Genomic DNA, 19,953 nt, shown 5'->3' with positions numbered 1-19,953 from the left:
GGTACCATGGTAAATTTTAATTCCATAAAAGAGCTCATTGAGCTGGCAAAAGAGAGAAACACTTCCATTGGTAAAATCACCATGGAATATGAACAGGAGCATTCCTTTGACAGTGAGGAGCATATGCTGAAATCCATGGAGGATAACTGGCGGGTAATGCAGGAATCCATTGAGCGTGGAGTATCAAACAAGGATAAGTCCCTTAGTGGTCTCACAGGGGGAGATGCCATAAAAATTTATGCCCATAGGGATAATAGCTATACAGGGAAAACGGTTATGACAGCTGCGGCCAGTGCTGTGGGCGTCAGTGAGGTTAATGCGGTAATGGGCCGTATTGTAGCATGCCCAACAGCAGGGTCCTGTGGTATTGTTCCAGCGGCAATTAAAACAGCAGCGGAAAAGAATAATAATACGGAAGAAGAAATAGTGGATGCATTGTTTACTGCAGCTGGTATCGGCTTGGTAATAGAGGCCAATGCCTCCATTGCAGGTGCTTATGGTGGCTGCCAGGCGGAGTGCGGCACGGCAGCTGGTATGGCTGCCGGTGCTATGGTACAGCTTGCGGGAGGTACTCCTGACCAGGTGGGACATGCTGTAGCTTTGGCTATAAAAAATCTTTTGGGCCTTGCCTGTGATCCGGTAGCAGGACTGGTGGAGGTGCCTTGTGTCAAAAGAAATGGCTTTGTGGCTGTCCATTCCATGGTGGCAGCGGATATGGCTTTGGCTGGAGTGGAATCCGTTATTCCAGTGGATGAGGTAATTGATGCTATGGACCGTATTGGACGGAGCCTGCCTCGTACCGTTAAGGAAACTGCTGAGGGAGGATTGGCGCTTACCAAGACGGGTAAAGAAATCTCCAAGCGAGTCTTTGGCTAAGGTTAATCCTTTGAATTTTATCATAGATAGTTTAATCATGTTTTAATGGACAAATATGACTGTTTATATTAAACTTTACTAGGGATTAAAACTAGACTTTTATGGAGGTAATTTTAATGAAGAAGATTATACAGCTGCTGACTGTGATGTGCATTATGGTTTTTGGCACCCAGTTTGCATTTGCCTGGGAAGTGGGTACTTCAAAGGAAACCGTATACAGCTATGGTATGCTGGATGCAAAGTCCTTCGTAATTGGTAATCCGCAGTTCTCTCCACAGGATGAGGAGCCAACTGTTGAAGAGCTTACCAAGATGATTTACGATCAGGCTGTAAAGAACAACAAGAAGAATCAGTTCTCTTATATGTCCTATCAGGATTTTTGTAGAACCGTAAACAATAAGGAACATATCGATATCTATCGTCTGGGTCGTCATAAGGCACTGGAGCTCTTTAAGGAAAGAGTTAAGGATTATGGTGATGCGTATATCGTTTGCACTGTATCCAATGATACCCGTCTTAATGTATTCTTTGATGTTGTGGATTCCAAGTCCCATGAGGTACTGTATTCCTACAGAAAGCTCGCTCCAAAGGGTACCCCTCGTGACACAAAGCTCTATGAAGAAATTTGCCGTGATTTCTTCAATGCCTACAGCAATAGAATCAAGGTTGTAGCAAGGGAGAAGAAGGAAGAGGATGAGCTTATCCTGAAGATGGGTAAGGAAAACTACGAGAAGTACAAGAAGGAAAAGCTGGCTAAGCAGAAGGCTCAGGAAATCGTTGAAAATGATTTGGACAGATATCTGAGACCTGACCACAGAGTAGGTCGTGGCTGGGGCAAAGAATAATATTTAAAATTAAAAGAAGCTTTTATGAAATGTTTTCATTTCGTAAAGGCTTCTTTTTTATATGCAGATTATTAATTGTTCAATTTTGCAGAAAAGTATTGCTGTGCCTATGAACTTTTCCTTGGGTTGGTATTTATCATCTGGATAGATTATTGATGGGCAAGATACAACGGTTTTATTTTGGCATCCTCGGCAATGTTTTCTCTAAGGTAGCCTGCCCGTACCATGGCATCGAGAACAATAAACTGGCGTTGCTTGGCCAGCTTAAAGTTTTCATAAGGGGAATAAACAGAAGGAGCGTTGGGAATACCAGCCAGCATGGCGGCCTCAGGCAACGCAAGCTGGTCAGGAGTTTTGTCAAAATAGCCCTTGCAGGCATCCTTTAGTCCGTAAAAGCCGGAGCCAAAGTAAATGGTATTCAGATACATTTCCAGAATCTGTTCCTTGGAGTAGTGTAGCTCCATATCAAGGGCCAGCAGTAATTCCTCCGCCTTTCGGCCGTAGGTCTGGTCCTGGGACAGAAACATATTTTTTACCAGCTGCTGGGTGATGGTGCTGGCTCCCTCCTTTACTTCGCCATATTGGAGATTTACCAAGGCAGCTCTGCCAATTCCCTCCGGGTCAAAGCCATGATGTGTGTAGAAACGGTTATCCTCCACGGCCACCACTGCCTGGGTCAGGGATTCCGGCATTTCATCAATGGAAACGTAATTGTCACGGTCCAAGGAGTTGTTAACTTCCCGCTCAAGAAAAATAATACGATTAATTCGCAGGGCAGTGGCCGGTTCAAAGAAAATGGTGCCACCAGAAAAATAATAGGCCCCACAGAACATAACAGCAAACAGAATGGCCAGTATTATAAGCCGTTTAAGTAATCTAATTAAGAACATCATGCTATATATTTTCCTTCTTTAATGAATCATAATTGGTAACGCAATTAATTTTAACACAGTTGTTCGTAATTTTCCATTTCCAAGCTAAAAAGTAATAAATATTATGTATAACAGTGCATAATTATTACTAAAATCTTGCATTTTATGAATAAAAGGTGTATACTCTACTCATTGACAAGGAGGAATCGACCATGAAGAAGGTAAGCGTTATTGGTGCAACTGGCTATGCCGGTGCCGAATTGTTGAGAATATTACATAATCATCCTGAGGCTCAGGTGGTGCATATTACCTCTGAAAGCCATGCAGGTGAGAATATTTCTGATATATACCCTCATTTGCGAGGAATTTACGATAAACAGCTCATCAGTATGAGTGAGATGGAACAAATAGGTAATGACAGTGATTTTGTTTTCATAGGCTTGCCTCATGGCCATGCCATGAAGGTGGGGAAGGCGTTGGAGGATAAGCCAACCCGTATTATTGACTTGGGTGCGGATTACCGCTTTGATGATACTGAGGTGTACGAGGCCTGGTACAAGGTGGAGCATATCCACAAGGATGCCCCTAGAGTGTATGGACTGGCAGAGCTTTACAGAGCTCAGATAAAGGATGCCAAGATAATCGGCAATGCAGGCTGTTATACCACTGCCAGCATTTTGGCTCTGGCACCATTGGCTAAGGGAAAGCTTATCGATATGGATACTATTGTAATTGATGCCAAGTCAGGAGTTTCCGGAGCAGGCAGGGGAGCAAAGCTGCCAAATCATTTTCCGGAGCTATATGATAGCTTCAAAGCCTATGGCGTAGCTAACCATCGTCATACACCGGAAATTGAACAGGCGTTGACAGAGCTGTCCGGGGAAAAAACAGTGCTTAATTTCACACCTCATCTGGTACCAATGTCCAGAGGAATTTTGAGCACATGCTATGCAAAGCTCATGGACGGAGTGAAGCCGGAGCAGGTTGACAAAGCCTATGAGGAAATGTATGGCAAGGAGTTCTTTATTAGACTTCTCGGTAGAAATGGTTATCCAGCCACCAAGAATGTACGGGGCTCCAATTATTGTGAACTGGGTTGGCACATTGATCCAAGAACCAACAGGGTAATTGTCCTTTCTGCCATTGATAATTTGGTGAAGGGGGCGGCTGGCCAGGCCGTTCAAAATTTCAACATTGCCTGTGGCTTTGACGAAAAGCTGGGGCTGGATGTTGTGCCAATGTACCCTTAATTAATATAGAAATTATTACCTTCCCCATCTTGGTGAAGGCGTTACAGTTATATAGGAGGAATAAAAAATGTTTTCTGAGAAAAATGCAAAGGCCGGCGTAACCTTCCCTAAGGGATTTAAGGCTGCTGGTGTCAAGGCTGGTATAAAAAAGAGCGGCAATCTGGATTTAGCATTGATATATACTGAAAAGGAAGCAGCTGTTGCTGGGGTATTTACCAAGAATGCCGTGGCTGCGGCTCCGGTTATTGTGGATAAGGAACATCTTAAGAACGGCAAGGCTCATGCTATTGTGGCAAATGCCGGCTGTGCCAATGCCTGCACCGGCGAAGTGGGGCTGAAGAATGCCCATGAAATGGCCAAGCTGGCAGCTGCTGAGCTGGGATGTGATCCTTATGATGTATTTGTTGGTTCCACTGGCATTATTGGTGTTAATCTGCCTATGGATAAGATGGCAGCTGGTATTAAGGCGGCTGCAGCTGAACTTTCTGAGGATGGCAGTGTGAATGCCGGAAACGCCATTATTACTACAGATACTTATTCCAAGGCATGCTCCTTCTCCGTACAGATCGGAGGCAAGGAGGTTCGCTTTGGTGCTATTGCCAAGGGCTCTGGCATGATTCAGCCAAATATGGCTACCATGCTTTGCTATATTTCCACGGATGCCAACATAGCTGCACCTCTCCTGCAAAAGACCTTGTCTGACATCGTGGAGGTTTCCTTCAATATGATTTCCGTGGATGGTGATATGAGTACCAATGACACCGTACTGGTTTTGGCCAATGGTGAGGCCGGCAATGCGGAAATCAAGGAGGGGACTGAGGACTATAAGGTGTTCTATGATTCCCTAAAAACTATCTGTCAGGAGCTGTCCAAGCGTATTGCTGCAGATGGGGAAGGGGCTACCAAGTTCCTTACCATTAACGTACATGGTACAAAGACCTTTGAGGATGCCAAGACTGTGGCCATGAGCATTGCCAAGTCTCCATTGGTTAAAACCGCTTTCTTCGGTGAAGACCCTAACTGGGGCCGGGTAATCTGTGCTGTGGGCTATGCCGGGGTTCCAATGATGCCTGAAAAGACTGTAATTAAATTTGGTGATATTACTGTTTATGCCAATGGCTTAGGAGCAGAATTTGATATGGATGAGCTTTCCAAGGTAATGGCAGAGCATGATATTGAAATCAATGTGGAAATGGGCATGGGAGATGCCACTGCCACAGTGTGGAGCTGTGATTTCTCCTATGAGTATGTAAAGATTAACGGTGAGTATCACACCTGATGAGGTGATTTACATGGCTATAATGGAGCATGCAGAAAAAAAGGCAGGCACCCTTATTGAGGCCTTGCCATACATTCAAGAATTTTACGGCAAAACCATCGTTATAAAATACGGTGGCAATGCTATGATAAACGAAGAACTAAAGCAGAAGGTTATGGAGGATGTGAGCCTGCTGAAATATGTGGGGATGCGGCCGGTAATCGTACATGGCGGTGGCCCGGACATCACCCAATTTTTAAAGAAGGTGGGTAAACAGTCTGCCTTTGTCAGTGGTCTTAGGGTAACCGATGAGGAAACAGTGGAAATAGCGGAGATGGTCCTTGACGGCAAGGTAAACTCCGATATTGTAAATATGCTTAATTGCCGCGGTGTAAAGGCAGTGGGCCTTAGCGGCAAGGATGCGGGACTTATTAGAGCCTCCAAGAAGCTGGCTACTGTATATGATGAAGCAGGAAAGCAGGCCAATGTGGATATCGGCTATGTAGGCCAGGTGGCCGCCATTGACACGTCCATTTTGGATACTCTGTTGGATAACGGCTATATTCCAGTTATCGCCCCCATCGGTGTAGGCGATGACGGCGAAAGCTACAATATCAATGCTGATTATGTGGCAGCGGAAATAGCTGGCGCCCTAAAGGCAGAAAAACTGCTGTTGCTTACAGATACTGAAGGAGTTTATAAGGATTTTGAGGACAAGGATACCTTTATCTCTACTCTTACAGTGGCGGAGGCCAAGGACTATATTAAAACTGGAATAATTTACGGAGGCATGATTCCAAAAATCGAAGCCTGTCTTAAATCCATTGAAAGTGGTACCAACAAGGTTCACATTATAGATGGTCGCCAGCCCCATTCCATAATATTGGAGTTGCTGACCTCCAGTGGTATTGGTACTCAGGTTATTAAATGATTGATAATGAAAGGGTGTACATATATGACTGATGAACAGATTTATGAAAAGGACGCCAGAGACTATCTTCCGGTCTTTGCCCGATACAAAATCGTATTGGACCATGGCGACGGGGTCTATGTTTATGACACCCATGGGAAGAAATACATCGATTTTCTGGGAGGCATTGCTGTAAATGTCTTGGGGCACAATCATCCTCAGCTGGTAAAGGCAGTGGCCGAACAGGCGGGGAAAATGATTCACTGTTCCAATCTCTATTACACACAAGTACAGGCTGATGCGGCGGAAAAGCTCACCAAATTAAGCGGACTTAATAAGGTGTTCTTTGGAAATTCCGGAGCGGAGGCCAATGAGGGAGCCATTAAATTGGCCCGTAAGTATGCCCATAGCATTGATGCAGATAAATCCCAGATTATCACAGCTGTTCACAGCTTCCATGGCCGCACCATTGCCACTTTGACGGCAACTGGTCAGCCAAAGTATCAGGAGGGCTTCGGCCCACTTCCTGAGGGCTTTGATTATGTTCCATATAATGATATAGAAGCCCTGGAAAAGATAATGAGTGATAAAACCGCAGCAGTTATGCTGGAGCCTATTCAAGGCGAAGGCGGCGTGCATGTTCCAGATGGTGCTTATTTAACCAAGGTCCGTGAGCTTTGCAATAAGCACAACGCCCTGCTGATATTTGATGAAATCCAGACAGGTATCGGTCGCAGCGGTAAATTCTTCACTTATGATAAATTTGGCGTTAAGCCGGATATTGTAACCTTGGCCAAGGGATTGGCCGGCGGGGTACCAATTGGTGCCTTTATTGCCTCTGATAAGGTGGCAGCCGTATTCCATGCAGGAGATCACGGTTCCACCTTCGGTGGCAATCCTCTAGCTTGTGCTGCAGCCAATGTGGTGCTTGATTTGGTAGGGGATGATAAGTTCCTCGATAACGTAGAGGCTATGGGTGATTATATGAAATCCCGTCTGGAGAAAATCCAGAACAAATTCCCAGACCTTGTAAAAGAGGTGCGGGGCATGGGGCTTATTTTGGGTATGGAGCTTACCAAGCCAGGAAGGGATATTGTAAACTCCTGTCTGGAAAAGGGTGCTATCATTAACTGTACCGCTGGTAATGTGTTGAGATTTGTGCCACCTTTGATTGTTACCAAGGAACACATTGATGAGGTATGCGATATATTAGAGTCTGTTTTGCCTGATTTTAAATGAATAGATAAAGGCTGGGAATGATTACCTTGAACACTTAGACTGAGGAGCGTTAGGAAACTATTTTTTTCACACCTGCATTAGCTGAAAAAATCATTTGTTTGAGCGAAGCGAGTTATGATTTTTCCTGCTATTCCAATAACGAAAAAAATGGTTTTAGCGACGAAGTCGTCGTGAAAGGTAACATTCCCAGCTTAAGAGTATGCAAATATACAAAATGCTGCTAATAGAAGTAGAATACGACGACTTCAAGGTAATCATTCGCCGTCCTATTCCACATAATCAGATGAAAATATCCGAAAACTGTAGTATAATATATACCGTTGGCGTACAAAAGTATTTCAACGGTTGGGAGGTTAGATAGATGTTAAAAGGCAAGGATTTACTCTCAATCCATGATTTGTCCGTGGATGAGGTAAATGAAATATTGGCTTTGGGCCATGAGCTGAAGGCCAAACAGAAGGCGGGTATTGAACACCACCTGTTGAAAGGCAAGACCTTGGGTATGATTTTTGAGAAGTCTTCGACCCGTACCCGTTTGTCCTTTGAGACTGGTATATATCAGCTGGGCGGTCAGGCCCTGTTCCTGTCTAACCGTGATTTGCAGCTTGGGCGGGGAGAGCCTATTAAGGATACCGCAAGGGTTATGTCCCGTTATCTGGACGGCATTATGATTCGTACCTACGGCCATGACAGGGTAGAGGAATTCGCTCAATGGTCTGATGTACCGGTTATTAACGCCTTGACTGATCTATTACATCCATGTCAGGTTCTTACTGACCTTCTCACCATTCAGGAGCACAAGGGCAAAAACCTTAAGGGGCTGAAAATGGCATATGTTGGTGATGGCAATAACATGACCAATTCATATATGTACGGTTGTGCCAAGGCGGGAATGGAATTCGTGGCGGCTACCCCAAAGGGCTTCGAGCCAGATGAGCAGGTGATGAAAAACGCCATTGAGGATGCCAAGGAAACTGGCGCATCCATTAAACTGGTAACAGATCCATTTGAGGCTGCCAAGGGGGCAGACATTGTGGTTACCGACACCTGGGCCAGCATGGGCCAAGAGGCAGAGCACGATGAGCGCAAGAAAATCTTCAAGGATTATCAGGTCAATGCCGAGCTCCTTAAGGAAGCAGACAAGCGTGTTATCGTAATGCATTGCTTACCAGCGTATCGGGGAGAGGAAATCACCGATGAAATTATGGAGGCCTATGCCGACGTAATATTTGATGAGGCAGAAAACAGACTTCACACCCAGAAGGCTATTATGGCACTTCTTATGGGTGACTGATTAAGTATTGTATTATTGTAATTTTAGACAGGAAACATTTTCTGTCGAATGAAGAACATATATAAAGGAGATAATGATTATGGCAGAGTTTAAGAAGGTTGTATTGGCATATTCCGGTGGCTTGGACACCTCAGTAATTATTCCTTGGTTGAAGGAAAACTATGGCGGTTGCGAGGTTATCGCATGCTGCGCTGATATCGGACAGGGGGACGATATGCAGGCTATTCACGACAAGGCACTGCGTTCTGGTGCTTCCAAGTGCTACATCGCTGATCTCACTGAGGAATTCCTTACTGATTATGTATGGCCTACCCTTAAGGCTGGTGCCGTATATGAGGGAAAATATCTCCTTGGTACCTCCTTTGCCCGTCCTTTGATTGCCAAGAAGCTGGTGGAGATTGCCAAGCAGGAAGGTGCTGACGCCATTGCACACGGTGCTACTGGTAAGGGTAATGACCAGGTTCGTTTTGAGCTGACTGTAAAGGCATTGGCTCCTAATATGGCTATTATTGCTCCATGGCGTGAGTGGGAGCTTCTTTCCCGTACCCAGGAGATTGAGTATGCCAAGGCTCATAATATTGATATCCCAACTGATAACAAGAAGTATTCCATGGATAAGAATATTTGGCATCTTTCCCATGAGGGCTCTGATTTGGAGGATCCTTGGAATGCTCCAAATAATGAGATGTTCCTGGTTTCCAAGGCACCGGAGGATGCTCCGGATAAGCCGGAGGAGCTTACTGTTTGCTTCGAAAAGGGTGTTCCGGTAGCTGTAAATGGTGAGCGCATGGGAGCTGTGGAGCTCTTAAATAAGCTCAATGAAATCGGTGCCCGCAACGGCGTAGGTATCGTGGATATTTGTGAGAATCGTCTCGTTGGCATGAAGTCCCGTGGCGTTTATGAGAACCCAGGCGGAGCAATTCTCTACTATGCCCATCGTGAACTGGAGTATTTGTGCCTTGATCGCGCGACCTATCACTTCAAGGAGGGCGTGGCTATTCGCTTTGGTGAGCTGGTATATGATGGTATGTGGTTCTGTCAGCTTCGTGAGGCACTGTCTGCATTCGTAGACAGCACTCAGGAGAGTGTTACTGGTACCGTTAAGCTCAAGCTCTATAAGGGTAATATTATGAGTGCTGGCGCCAAGTCTCCATATTCTCTCTATAATCAGGAATTCGTAACCTTCGAGGAGGATCATGTATATAATCAGGCAGATGCTGAGGGCTTCATCAACCTCTTCGGTCTTCCATTAAAGGTTCGTGCACTTATGCAGGAAAAGGCAGGTAAATAATATGGCTGAACAGCTCTGGGGCGGACGTTTTTCCAAGTCCACTGACGAGATGATAAATGATTTTCAGGCTTCAATTGATTTTGATAAGCGGATGTATGCCGAGGATATTGCTGGCTCTATTGCCCATGCCACCATGCTGGCCAAGGTTGGTATTATTTCCGAGGCGGATCGGGATGCCATTATCGCTGGGTTGAAGGACATATATAAGAAAATAGAGGAAGGCACCTTCTCCTTTGAGGTGGCTTTGGAAGATATTCATATGAATATTGAAAAGCGCCTTACTGATGCCATTGGTGATGCTGGTGGCAGACTTCATACCGCCCGCAGCCGCAACGATCAGGTGGCTTTGGATACCCACATGTTCATTCGTCGCCAGGTGGTGGAGGTACAGAAGCTGCTTTTGGATATGCAGAAGGCTCTGGTGGAGACGGCAGAAAAATACAGTGATGTTATTATGCCGGGTTATACTCATCTCCAGCGGGCTCAGCCAGTTCTGTTCTCACATCATATGATGGCTTATTTCTCCATGCTGAAAAGGGATTTTGATCGCTTTGTAGGAGTATATGAGCGCTGTGATATTATGCCACTGGGCGCCGGAGCTTTGGCTGGTACTACCTTCCCTATTGACAGGAAATATGTAGCAGAACAGTTAAATTTTGAGAATATCTATTCCAATAGCCTGGATGCGGTTTCTGACCGAGACTATATTATGGAATTTTTATCAGCTGCTTCAATTTTGATGGTTCATCTGTCAAGACTCAGCGAGGAAACGATCCTTTGGTGTTCCAGAGAGTTCTTCTTTATAGAACTGGATGACGCCCATTGTACTGGTTCATCCATGATGCCACAGAAAAAGAATCCTGATGTATCTGAGCTGGTACGCGGTAAGACTGGCCGTGTGGTTGGTCATCTTATGGCTATGCTCAGCACTGTAAAGGGGCTGCCTTTGGCATATAATAAGGACCTTCAGGAGGATAAGGAGGGTATCTTCGATACCATTGATACCATTAAATTCAGTCTGGCAGTGTATGCCAGAATTTTGCGGGGTATGAAGGTTCGCCCAGAGGTTATGCGCAGGGCTGTGGCAGAGGATTTCTCCAATGCTACGGATTTGGCGGATTATCTGGTAAAGAAGGGCATGCCGTTCAGACAGGCCCATGCCGTATCCGGAAAGGCAGTTCATCACTGCATTGAGGAAAACAAGTGGCTGGCCGATATGTCCATGACGGAGTTTAAGGACCTGTCCGATCTCTTTGATGAAGACATTTACGATGCCATCAGTCCGGAGACCTGCGTGAAGAATCGTAACTCCTACGGTGGAACCTCCTATAGCCAGGTGGAAATGCAGCTGCAGCAGGCTCATGGAATTATGGATTTGGAGAGCGCAGTTGTAGATGACAAGACAAATAAACAGGTTACTGTGAAACCATAATCAAATTAATAGCAAGAACGCTCCTGCCATAGGTGGGGGCGTTTTTAGTTGTTAGTGGCGTATGCCTGTAGCTATGGAGTTACTGAAATTCATCTATTGTCGATGGAAAAAAAGAACAACTGATGTATAATAAAGCAGTATGTAAGTTCGTACCGGATTAGCGTTTAAAATGAGGAGGTTCTCATGAAGATAGAAGGAATGAATAAGTCTGACTGGCTTATGCTGGTGCTTATTGTAGTAGTCCTGTTTCTGACCAACTTTAATGACCTGCAGACCATTGATTATGTGCTTATAGTCAGTGTTGTTGCATGGCTTATTATGTTGGGTATCAGACTTTATGTAGTCAATGTGCGCAATAAACGATAAGGTTGGTGCTAAAATGACAAAGAATATGTATAGATATCTTGTGGTTATGGTTTTTACCTTGGCTATGCTGGTATCAGGCTGTGGACAGGGGGCTGTTTCTGATAATGGAGCTACGGATAATACTGGCACTACAGCTGCTGCGGAAACACAGTCCAAGGGGCAGCTTACAGTAAAGGTGCTTGATGTGGGGCAGGGAGATGCAATTCTCATTAATACCGGAGAACAGGTTATTCTCATAGATACCGGTGATGACAAATATCGGGAGGATAATCGCAAGAATGAGGATAACAATCAGCTTTTTGCAGCTCTGGACAAGGAGGGCATTACCCATATTGACAAGCTGATTATGACCCATGCCCATGCGGATCACATTGGTAAAGCGGCCAAGGTAATAAAGCAGTATGGGGTTACGGAATTAATTCATAATGGAATCCCGTCTGCCAGCGGAGCTTTTCGCAATGCCTTAAAAGCGGCAAAGGCCCAGGGCACAAAGCAGATAAAGGTCAAGGCTGGGGATGTACTGGATTTTGGAAATGGTGTTTCCTTCAAGGTGTTAAATCCAACATCTCAGATAATTGAAAATGATACGCGGGATTTACAGGCAGACAAGAAGGTCAATGTTAACAATGAATCTATAGTGGGGATATTGTCCTTAGGAGATTTTTCCATGCTTCTTACCGGTGATGCCGAAAAGGAAGTGGAGAAGGATTTGCTGGCAGCTTATGGCAATAGCCTAAAGTGTAAGGTGTATAAGGCACCGCATCATGGCAGCCACACTTCTTCCTCTTTTAATTACGTGAAGGCTGTACAGCCGGAATACGCCATTATTTCCTGTGGCTCTAATAACAAATATGGGCATCCTCACAAGGAAACCATGCAGACCTTTAAAAAGCTGAATATTAATGTCTTGGAAACTGACAAGGACGGTACAGTAACTGTTACAACTGATGGTAATACCTATTCTGTAAAAGGAGAGCGGTAAAATGATTTCAGGATATGTTGACAGAATTGAAGAAGGTTTGGCTATTATACTGCTGGGGGATGAGGAGTATCAGATTGAGATTCCCTGTAAGCTGTTACCAGATGATATCAATGAAGGTAATTACATAAAGCTGGATATTAAAAAAGATAAAAAATCAACCCAGGCGGCTTTGAAAGAAGCCATGGAGCTTATGGAAGACTAATAAGGAGCGAATGTCATTGAAGAAAATATGGTGTAGGTTGCTCATTGTGATTTGCTGTGTTCTGGGAATAATGGGGACAGGCAGTTTAACAGCTCAGGCGGCTGTAAATCACACATTAAATTATTTCCGATACAATAACTTTAAAGACGATGACGGAAGAAGCTGGGTCCGCATCGAAATGGGCATGAACAAGGGTGACCTTGAATACGAGGTTAGCCAGAACCCCGATAAGCCATTTCAGCTGATTATAAAGATGAATAACACCAATCGGGGAGATGTAAAGAAAAATATTGGTCTTGACCGCAAAATTGCCAGATATATGACCTTGAAAAATGAAAATAGGGATATGGTGGCCACAATTGCGGTGACAGATTCTTTGGAGGACCATGAATACAAGGTTTATACCGCCGAAGCTGATAAAAAGGCCAAAAAGCCTTATCGCCTTGTAGTCGAGATTGCAGCAGATAAGGGGTCCTCTAATAAGGCCATAGGCGATGAAAAGCTGTATGGTGTAGAGGGACGTACAGTGGTTATTGACCCTGGTCATGGCGGTAGTGACTCGGGTGCTATTGGTCCAAGCTATGTTAAAGAAAAAAATGTAACCCTTAATATTTCCTTGGATGTGGCACGTATTCTGGAAAGCAATGGTGTCAACGTGGTAATGACCCGTACCACCGATGTGGATGTATATGGACCTGATGCTACTGATAAACAGGAGCTGCAGGCCCGTGTCAACGTGAGTCGTCGTCATCCTGAGGCGGATATATTTGTCAGCATTCACTGTAATGCCTTTACCAATTCATCAGCCCATGGTACCGGCACATATTATTATGGCCACAGCTCCAGGGATTCCCTGTTGGCTCAGCTCATTCAAGATGAAATGGTTGCTGCAACAGGACTTCATGACCGGGGGATTCACAGTGCAAATTTCTACGTGCTGAGAAATTCATGGATTCCGGCAACCTTGGTTGAAACAGCATTTATATCAAATCCTTATGAGGAAAATATGTTGGCCAGTGCAGAGGTTCAGCATACCATGGCCTTGGCTATTTGCAAGGGTATAAGCAATTACTTCCAAAATATTGGAAAATAAGGAGGATTATCCATAATGAAAATAACAAAGATTATTGCAGCAATGATGCTTGTACTTATGACCCTCGTGGTGGCTGGCTGCGATAAGGATAATAACCAGCAGTCTAATAAGAGCACCAATACTGTGGTGGAGAACAAGACTGAAAAACCAGCAGAAGAAAAAATCAAGATTAAGGTGTACTTCCCAAATAGCGATGCCACTAAGCTGGTGGCTGTTGACAAGACTGTGAAGGTTGCTGGTACCACCAAGTATAAGGCTGCTATGGATGCGCTTATGGAAGGCACTGACGACAGTAAACTCACTACAGTAATACCAAAGCAGGCCAAGCTGTTGGGGGTAACCGTCAACGGCGATACAGCCAAGGTGGATTTTGACAAGGGGCTTATAAAGCACTTCAATGGCGGATCTACTGGTGAGGAGTTCTTGGTAGGTTCCGTTGTTAATACACTTACGGAATTCCCGGAGATTAAGAAGGTGCAGATAACCATTGATGGCCGTAACGTGGAGACACTGAAGGGACACATGGATGTCAGCAAGCCACTTTCCCGCATGGATGAGTTGCTTAAATAAAATTTTATAGAGTATAAAGAAGTATGAGACACTTTTCACGATATTGCTTAGGCAATACACGGAAGGTGTCTCTTTTTATATGAGAAGCAGTATTTATTTTTTCCGCTTATGGAGCAAAAGTCATATTTATTTGGATAATAAAAGGTTTTTTATAATAAATATAGAATAAATAATTGTAGTATTGTTGATTTGAATAACGATTGTTAAGGGTTTAATTCTTTGTATGGGAGGTATATTCTATGGGTCTTATTAAAGCAGCTATGGGAGCCGTTGGCGGTACTTTGGCGGATCAGTGGAAGGAATTTATTTATTGTGACAGTATTCCGGCTGATTTGCTTATTGTGAAGGGGCAAAAGAGAACCAGCAGTCAAGGACGCAGCTCCAATACCAGTGCTGAGGATAACGTTATTTCCAACGGGTCTGTGGTGGCTGTTAATACGGGACAGTGTATGATTATCGTGGAGCAGGGCAAGGTGGTAGATATTTGCTCTGAGCCAGGTGAGTACAGATATGACACTTCCCTCCAGCCATCTGTATTTACTGGCGGTTTGGCAGACAATGTAAAGGCAATTTTTGGTGAAATAGGCAAGCGCTTTACCTTTGGCGGAGATCCGGGGAAGGATCAGCGGGTATATTTTGTTAATACCAAGGAAATCATCGGCAACAAATATGGTACTCCAAGCCCCGTGCCATTTGAAACCTTTGATCCTCGTAGTGGCCTCAGTATGACGGTTTCACTGAGGTGCTTCGGTGAATACAGCTACAGGATAACCAATCCTGTTCTGTTTTACACTAATCTTAGTGGCAATATAACGGATTCTTATTCCAGAGAATCCATTGACAGCCAGCTTAAATCTGAGTTGATGACTAAGCTGCAGTCGGCTTTGTCCAAGCTGTCCGAGAAGGAAATTAAATATACCAGTATTCCAGGTCATGTGGATGAGCTGGCAGATACTCTTAATGATCTCCTAAGCCAGAAATGGCGTGATCTGCGAGGAATTGAAATCGTTTCCTTCGGTGTGAGCAGCGTAAAGGCCAGTGATGAGGACGAAGAAAAGATTAAGGACTTCCAGCGTTATGCCAGCATGGGCAATGCACACATGGCTGGTCTTCAGATGGCTGGTGCCACTGCTGACAGCATGAAGATGGCAGCCTCCAACGAGTCCGGTGGTATGGGCGCTATGGGGGCATTCATGGGCATGGGTATGGCCGGTAATATGGGGGGCAATAATGCTGCCCAGATGATGCAGATGGGAGCAATGCAACAGCAGCAAGCACAACAGGCTCAACAGCCTCAGCCACCTCAGACTCCACCACCAGCTGCAGCGGCTCCAGCTGGAAATAGCTGGAAGTGCTCTTGTGGTAATGAAAATACTGGCAAGTTCTGTACTCAGTGCGGTGCAAAGAAGCCAGAGCCTCAAGGCTGGACCTGCAGCTGTGGCAGTGTAAATCAGGGTAAGTTCTGCCCTAACTGTGGTGCCAAGAAGCCAGCAGATGCTCCTCTTTACAAGTGTGATAAGTGCGGCTGGCAGCCAGAGGATCCACATAATCCACCTAAATTCTGCCCTGAATGTGGTGATGCATTTGATGAAAACGACATCCAGTAAGGATGGCTGATGAAGTTTAGTTGAAATAACATATTGAGGGGGATGGATATGGCAGATACCTCGGTAAACTATAAGTGTCCCAGCTGTAGTGCGCCTCTTGCGTATACTCCTGGCAGTGGCAGCAAAATAAAATGCGAATACTGCGAGGCGGAATATACAGTAGAGGAGCTGGAAAAGCTGTACGCAGAGCAGGAAGCTGCTGCTGCCCAGGCCAATAGAGCCAAGGATGAAAAAATAGAGAAAAAACAGGTTGAGATGGAGGCGGCAGGTGGCGCCTGGGATGCAGAAGAAATTGCAATTTTAAAGGCTATGACTTGTTCCTCCTGTGGGGCGGAAATAGTCTGCGATAACAATACAATGGCCACGGAATGTGTATATTGCGGTAATACTACCATGGTACCGGGCCGTTATGAAAAGCAGCTTCGCCCGGACATGGTGATACCGTTCCAGAAGAACAAGGAAGATGCCAAAAGGGCTTTTGCAGAATATCATAAAGGAAAGTGGTTACTTCCAAGCAATTTTGCCAACAGCGCCCGTATTGAAGCCATTCAGGGCATGTATGTGCCTTATTGGCTATTTGATGAGACTATAGAGGCCCATGGAGTGTTTTCAGCTACAAAAACCCGTTGTTATACAGACGGAGATTATGACGTAACGGAAACAGACCATTACAGGGTTACCCGTGCAGGCACCATGAGCTTTTACAATGTGCCGGTGGATGGCAGTGAGAAGATGGACGATGCCTGGATGGAAAGTATAGAGCCATTTGATTATACCCAGATGGTACCATTTAACACCACCTATATGGCTGGCTTCTTGGCGGATAAATATGATGTGGATGCTGAAAAGGCCTATCCTGATGCAGAGGAACGGGTATATCAGTCAGCTGATGGGGTACTTCAGAGTACAGTGGAAGGATATGATTCCTGCAGCAGGGATTCTCTGAATGTGGTGCAGACTGCAGGGAAGCAGCAATATGCCATGGCTCCGGTATGGATTTTGACAACTAAATATCAGGACAAACCATATACCTTCATTATGAATGGTCAGACGGGAAAATTTGTGGGTGAGCTTCCGGTGGATGAGACCAAAGCCAAAATGTATTGGGCTGCTGCCACTGTAATAGTTCTGCCAATTATGTATTTTATTTGTAAGTGGCTATGGCTGCTTATAATGGAAGATTGAGACAGGGGGCAGAAAAATGAAACGGATATTTACAGTTTTTATGTCCCTGTTGCTTCTGTTGGCTTTTACCATGCCAGTTATGGCAGAGACTACTAAAGTAAAAAAAGTAACAAATACTGTAACCCAGACGGCCAAACAGCCGGAAAGTAATGCGACTTTGCCTAATAATCTTGCAGACTTCAGCATATATGATATGGCAGATCTTATAATTAGCGATCAGGAAGCTGATAAGTTGCTGGATAAGCTAAACCGCATTGAACAGAAGCACAATGTTCGTGTTGTGGTAATGACGGTGACAGATTTAAAGGGCAAGGATATCAAGGCCTTTGCCGATGATACATTGAACAAGTATTATCGTGATGAGGCCCACAATAATGGCTGTATTATGATGGTGGTGTGTCCAAGCGTGAGAAAATGGGCTGTTACCACGGATAACAATATGCGTCAACGTATTACTGATGAAAACGGTTATCCGGCAATTCGGGACAGCTTTATGGATAATCTGAAGGATAATAATTATGTAGGTGCCTTCAATGATTATGCTGACAAGGTAGATGAGCTGTTGAACTACTATGAGAAGGAGGGAGAGCCATGGGATCCAGCGAATGCTTTTAGCATAGGGGGATTTGTAATAGCCCTGTTACTGTCTGTGGGGATAGGTTATCTCTTTGAAGAATATTTGCGTGGTAAAATGAGTAACGTTAGCTTTGTTGGTGAAGCGGATGAATATCTGGACAGAAATTCAGTCAACATAACTGAGCAGTCTGATACATTCCTGCATACCACCAGAACTGTAACCAAACGGTCCAAGAGTGATGACAGCAGCTCCAGCTCCGGAGGAAGCAGTAGCAGCAATGGCGGTGGCAGTGGCAGCTATTAGTATAGTCTGCTATAGAGATAAATAACAAATTTTGCGGGATGCGGCCTCGTGTCCCGCTTGTTTTTTTGTATATTTTTCTTGTGGAAAAAAATAATAATTAGGGGTATAATATGGCAGTTAGATTGAATTTGATTAGGAGAGAGATAAAATATGGATTTAAGCTTTATGGAACTTGTTAAGACTGTCATATTAGGTATAGTGGAGGGCCTTACGGAGTGGCTTCCTATCAGCAGCACCGGCCACATGATTTTGGTGGACGAGTTTATCAAGCTGGATGTTTCCAAATCATTTATGGATATGTTCCTCGTAGTTATTCAGCTGGGAGCTATTCTGGCAGTTGTGGTGTTGAATTTTGATAGGCTGAACCCATTTTCCAGTCACAAATCCAGCATTGAAAAGAAGGAAACCTATCAGCTGTGGTACAAGGTAATATTTGCCTGCCTCCCGGCGGCGATTATTGGCCTTATGTTCAACAAGTACATGGAGGAGCACTTCATGACGGCTCCAGTGGTGGCCTTTACCCTGATTTTCTACGGTATTATGTTTATTGTGGTGGAGAATTATAACAAGAACCGCACTCCGGCAGTTACTGATTTGAACAAGCTGAGCTATAAGACAGCTTTTATCATCGGCCTTTTCCAGGTACTTTCTTTGGTTCCGGGCACCTCCCGTTCCGGCTCTACGATTTTGGGCGGTATCCTTTTCGGTGCTTCCCGCTATGTGGCAGCTGAGTTTACCTTCTTTTTGGCAATACCGGTTATGTTTGGTGCCAGCCTTTTGAAAATCGTTAAGTTTGGTATACATTTCTCTGGTGCGGAAATGCTTATTCTGGTGATCGGTATGGCTACTGCCTTCGTTGTATCTGTTATTTCCATTAAGTTCCTGCTCAGATATATTAAAAATAATGATTTCAAGCCATTTGGCTACTACCGTATAGTTCTGGGCATTATTGTAATTGCGTATCTCCTGATGGTTGGTGACCCAACTCAGGGATAATAGGGGGATAGAATATGCGTTTTGTATCATGGAATGTTAATGGCCTTCGGGCCTGTCTGACAAAGGGATTCATGGAATCCTTCAGGGATATGGATGCGGATGTTTTCTGCCTTCAGGAAACCAAGATGCAGGAGGGACAGGCTATCCTTGATTTGCCAGGTTACAAGCAGTTCTGGAACAGCGCGGAAAAGAAGGGATATTCCGGCACTGCTATTTTCACAAGGGTGGAGCCTGTAGATGTAACCTATGGTATTGGTATTGAGGAGCATGACCATGAGGGCCGTGTCATCACTATGGAGTTTGAGGACTACTATCTGGTGACGGTGTACACCCCAAATTCCCAAAAGGAGCTGGCCCGTCTGGCTTATCGTATGACCTGGGAAGAAGCCTTTAAGGATTATGTTTGCGGTCTGGATAAGAAGAAACCGGTTATTATCTGCGGTGATCTTAATGTTGCCCATAAGGAAATCGACTTAAAAAATCCAAAGACAAATCATAAGAACGCCGGCTTTACTGACGATGAGCGCCAGAAATTTACGGAGCTTTTGCAGGCTGGTTTTACTGATACCTTTAGAAAGGTGTATCCAGATGTAACCGGGGCATACACCTGGTGGTCTTATCTTAGAAAGGCCAGAGCTAATAATGCCGGATGGCGCATTGACTACTTCCTGATTTCTAATCGCTTGGATGATAAAATTGAGTCCGCTACCATTTATAACGAAATCTTCGGCAGCGACCATTGCCCAGTAGGGTTGGAGCTGAAATAAAAAAATCGAAAAATAAACACATTTATTATTTGGCAGGT

21 protein-coding genes are annotated in these 19,953 nt (G+C 44.7%); 20 read left to right on the top strand and 1 reads right to left on the bottom strand.

Going from position 1 to position 19,953, the window contains the following annotated elements:
- Positions 1-6 precede the first annotated feature (6 nt).
- A complete protein-coding gene (sdaAA, locus tag B6K08_RS02860; protein WP_080325319.1) occupies positions 7-876 on the top strand; it encodes an L-serine ammonia-lyase, iron-sulfur-dependent, subunit alpha in 870 nt (289 codons plus the stop codon).
- Between the two features lie 116 nt (positions 877-992).
- The gene (locus B6K08_RS02855; RefSeq protein ID WP_080325318.1) at positions 993-1,721 is read left to right on the top strand and encodes a hypothetical protein; all 729 of its coding nucleotides are present in this window, start codon (positions 993-995) and stop codon (positions 1,719-1,721) included.
- 149 nt (positions 1,722-1,870) lie between these two features.
- Here B6K08_RS02855 and B6K08_RS02850 read toward each other — a convergent pair whose 3' ends face one another.
- Complete coding sequence (locus tag B6K08_RS02850) at positions 1,871-2,614, bottom strand: transglycosylase domain-containing protein (RefSeq protein ID WP_143254818.1); 744 nt, start codon at positions 2,612-2,614, stop codon at positions 1,871-1,873.
- A 191-nt stretch (positions 2,615-2,805) separates the two neighbouring features.
- On the opposite strand from B6K08_RS02850, the gene argC reads away from it, so the two are divergent.
- The 18 genes from argC to B6K08_RS02765 all read left to right on the top strand — a co-directional run bounded on the left by argC (position 2,806) and on the right by B6K08_RS02765 (position 19,915).
- Positions 2,806-3,843 (top strand): N-acetyl-gamma-glutamyl-phosphate reductase, encoded by a 1,038-nt coding sequence (gene argC, locus B6K08_RS02845; RefSeq protein WP_080325317.1) that lies wholly within the window; start codon positions 2,806-2,808, stop codon positions 3,841-3,843.
- 67 nt (positions 3,844-3,910) lie between these two features.
- On the top strand, positions 3,911-5,122 hold the full coding sequence (gene argJ, locus B6K08_RS02840) for a bifunctional glutamate N-acetyltransferase/amino-acid acetyltransferase ArgJ (RefSeq protein ID WP_039205913.1): 1,212 nt from the start codon (positions 3,911-3,913) through the stop codon (positions 5,120-5,122).
- Positions 5,123-5,144: 22 nt separating this feature from the next.
- Positions 5,145-6,032, top strand: coding sequence for an acetylglutamate kinase (gene argB, locus B6K08_RS02835; protein ID WP_039205942.1), 888 nt, complete (start codon positions 5,145-5,147; stop codon positions 6,030-6,032).
- A gap of 24 nt (positions 6,033-6,056) precedes the next feature.
- Positions 6,057-7,250 carry an acetylornithine transaminase gene (locus B6K08_RS02830; protein ID WP_052211715.1) on the top strand — a complete coding sequence of 398 codons (1,194 nt, stop codon included), beginning with the start codon at positions 6,057-6,059 and terminating at the stop codon, positions 7,248-7,250.
- 199 nt (positions 7,251-7,449) lie between these two features.
- Positions 7,450-7,611 (top strand): hypothetical protein, encoded by a 162-nt coding sequence (locus B6K08_RS13670; RefSeq protein ID WP_159446672.1) that lies wholly within the window; start codon positions 7,450-7,452, stop codon positions 7,609-7,611.
- Complete coding sequence (gene argF, locus B6K08_RS02825; protein WP_039205914.1) at positions 7,612-8,544, top strand: ornithine carbamoyltransferase; 933 nt, start codon at positions 7,612-7,614, stop codon at positions 8,542-8,544.
- Between the two features lie 79 nt (positions 8,545-8,623).
- Positions 8,624-9,835 (top strand): argininosuccinate synthase, encoded by a 1,212-nt coding sequence (locus B6K08_RS02820; RefSeq protein ID WP_027396320.1) that lies wholly within the window; start codon positions 8,624-8,626, stop codon positions 9,833-9,835.
- A gap of 1 nt (position 9,836) precedes the next feature.
- Positions 9,837-11,267, top strand: coding sequence for an argininosuccinate lyase (gene argH, locus B6K08_RS02815; RefSeq protein ID WP_080325316.1), 1,431 nt, complete (start codon positions 9,837-9,839; stop codon positions 11,265-11,267).
- 183 nt (positions 11,268-11,450) lie between these two features.
- Entirely contained in the window at positions 11,451-11,633 is a 183-nt protein-coding gene (locus B6K08_RS02810) for a hypothetical protein (RefSeq protein WP_027396322.1), read from the top strand.
- 13 nt (positions 11,634-11,646) lie between these two features.
- On the top strand, positions 11,647-12,615 hold the full coding sequence (locus B6K08_RS02805; protein WP_234985177.1) for a ComEC/Rec2 family competence protein: 969 nt from the start codon (positions 11,647-11,649) through the stop codon (positions 12,613-12,615).
- Position 12,616: 1 nt separating this feature from the next.
- Positions 12,617-12,817 carry a DUF3006 domain-containing protein gene (locus tag B6K08_RS02800; protein WP_080325315.1) on the top strand — a complete coding sequence of 67 codons (201 nt, stop codon included), beginning with the start codon at positions 12,617-12,619 and terminating at the stop codon, positions 12,815-12,817.
- Positions 12,818-12,833: 16 nt separating this feature from the next.
- Entirely contained in the window at positions 12,834-13,910 is a 1,077-nt protein-coding gene (locus B6K08_RS02795) for an N-acetylmuramoyl-L-alanine amidase family protein (protein ID WP_159446671.1), read from the top strand.
- Between the two features lie 15 nt (positions 13,911-13,925).
- Positions 13,926-14,480, top strand: a complete 555-nt coding sequence (locus B6K08_RS02790; RefSeq protein ID WP_080325313.1) for a GerMN domain-containing protein — start codon at positions 13,926-13,928, stop codon at positions 14,478-14,480.
- Positions 14,481-14,719: 239 nt separating this feature from the next.
- A complete protein-coding gene (locus tag B6K08_RS02785) occupies positions 14,720-16,087 on the top strand; it encodes an SPFH domain-containing protein (RefSeq protein ID WP_080325312.1) in 1,368 nt (455 codons plus the stop codon).
- A gap of 48 nt (positions 16,088-16,135) precedes the next feature.
- Positions 16,136-17,272: a TFIIB-type zinc ribbon-containing protein gene (locus B6K08_RS02780; RefSeq protein WP_080325311.1), complete on the top strand. Its 1,137-nt coding sequence runs from the start codon at positions 16,136-16,138 to the stop codon at positions 17,270-17,272.
- A gap of 16 nt (positions 17,273-17,288) precedes the next feature.
- Complete coding sequence (locus tag B6K08_RS02775; RefSeq protein ID WP_080325310.1) at positions 17,289-18,152, top strand: TPM domain-containing protein; 864 nt, start codon at positions 17,289-17,291, stop codon at positions 18,150-18,152.
- A 150-nt stretch (positions 18,153-18,302) separates the two neighbouring features.
- A complete protein-coding gene (locus tag B6K08_RS02770) occupies positions 18,303-19,148 on the top strand; it encodes an undecaprenyl-diphosphate phosphatase (protein ID WP_200810377.1) in 846 nt (281 codons plus the stop codon).
- 14 nt (positions 19,149-19,162) lie between these two features.
- The gene (locus tag B6K08_RS02765) at positions 19,163-19,915 is read left to right on the top strand and encodes an exodeoxyribonuclease III (RefSeq protein ID WP_080325309.1); all 753 of its coding nucleotides are present in this window, start codon (positions 19,163-19,165) and stop codon (positions 19,913-19,915) included.
- The last annotated feature ends 38 nt before the right edge of the window (positions 19,916-19,953 follow it).

The organism is Anaerovibrio lipolyticus DSM 3074, assembly GCF_900141865.1.
GTDB lineage: Bacteria > Bacillota > Negativicutes > Selenomonadales > Selenomonadaceae > Anaerovibrio > Anaerovibrio lipolyticus.
This window is presented reverse-complemented; position numbering and strand designations above follow the sequence as displayed.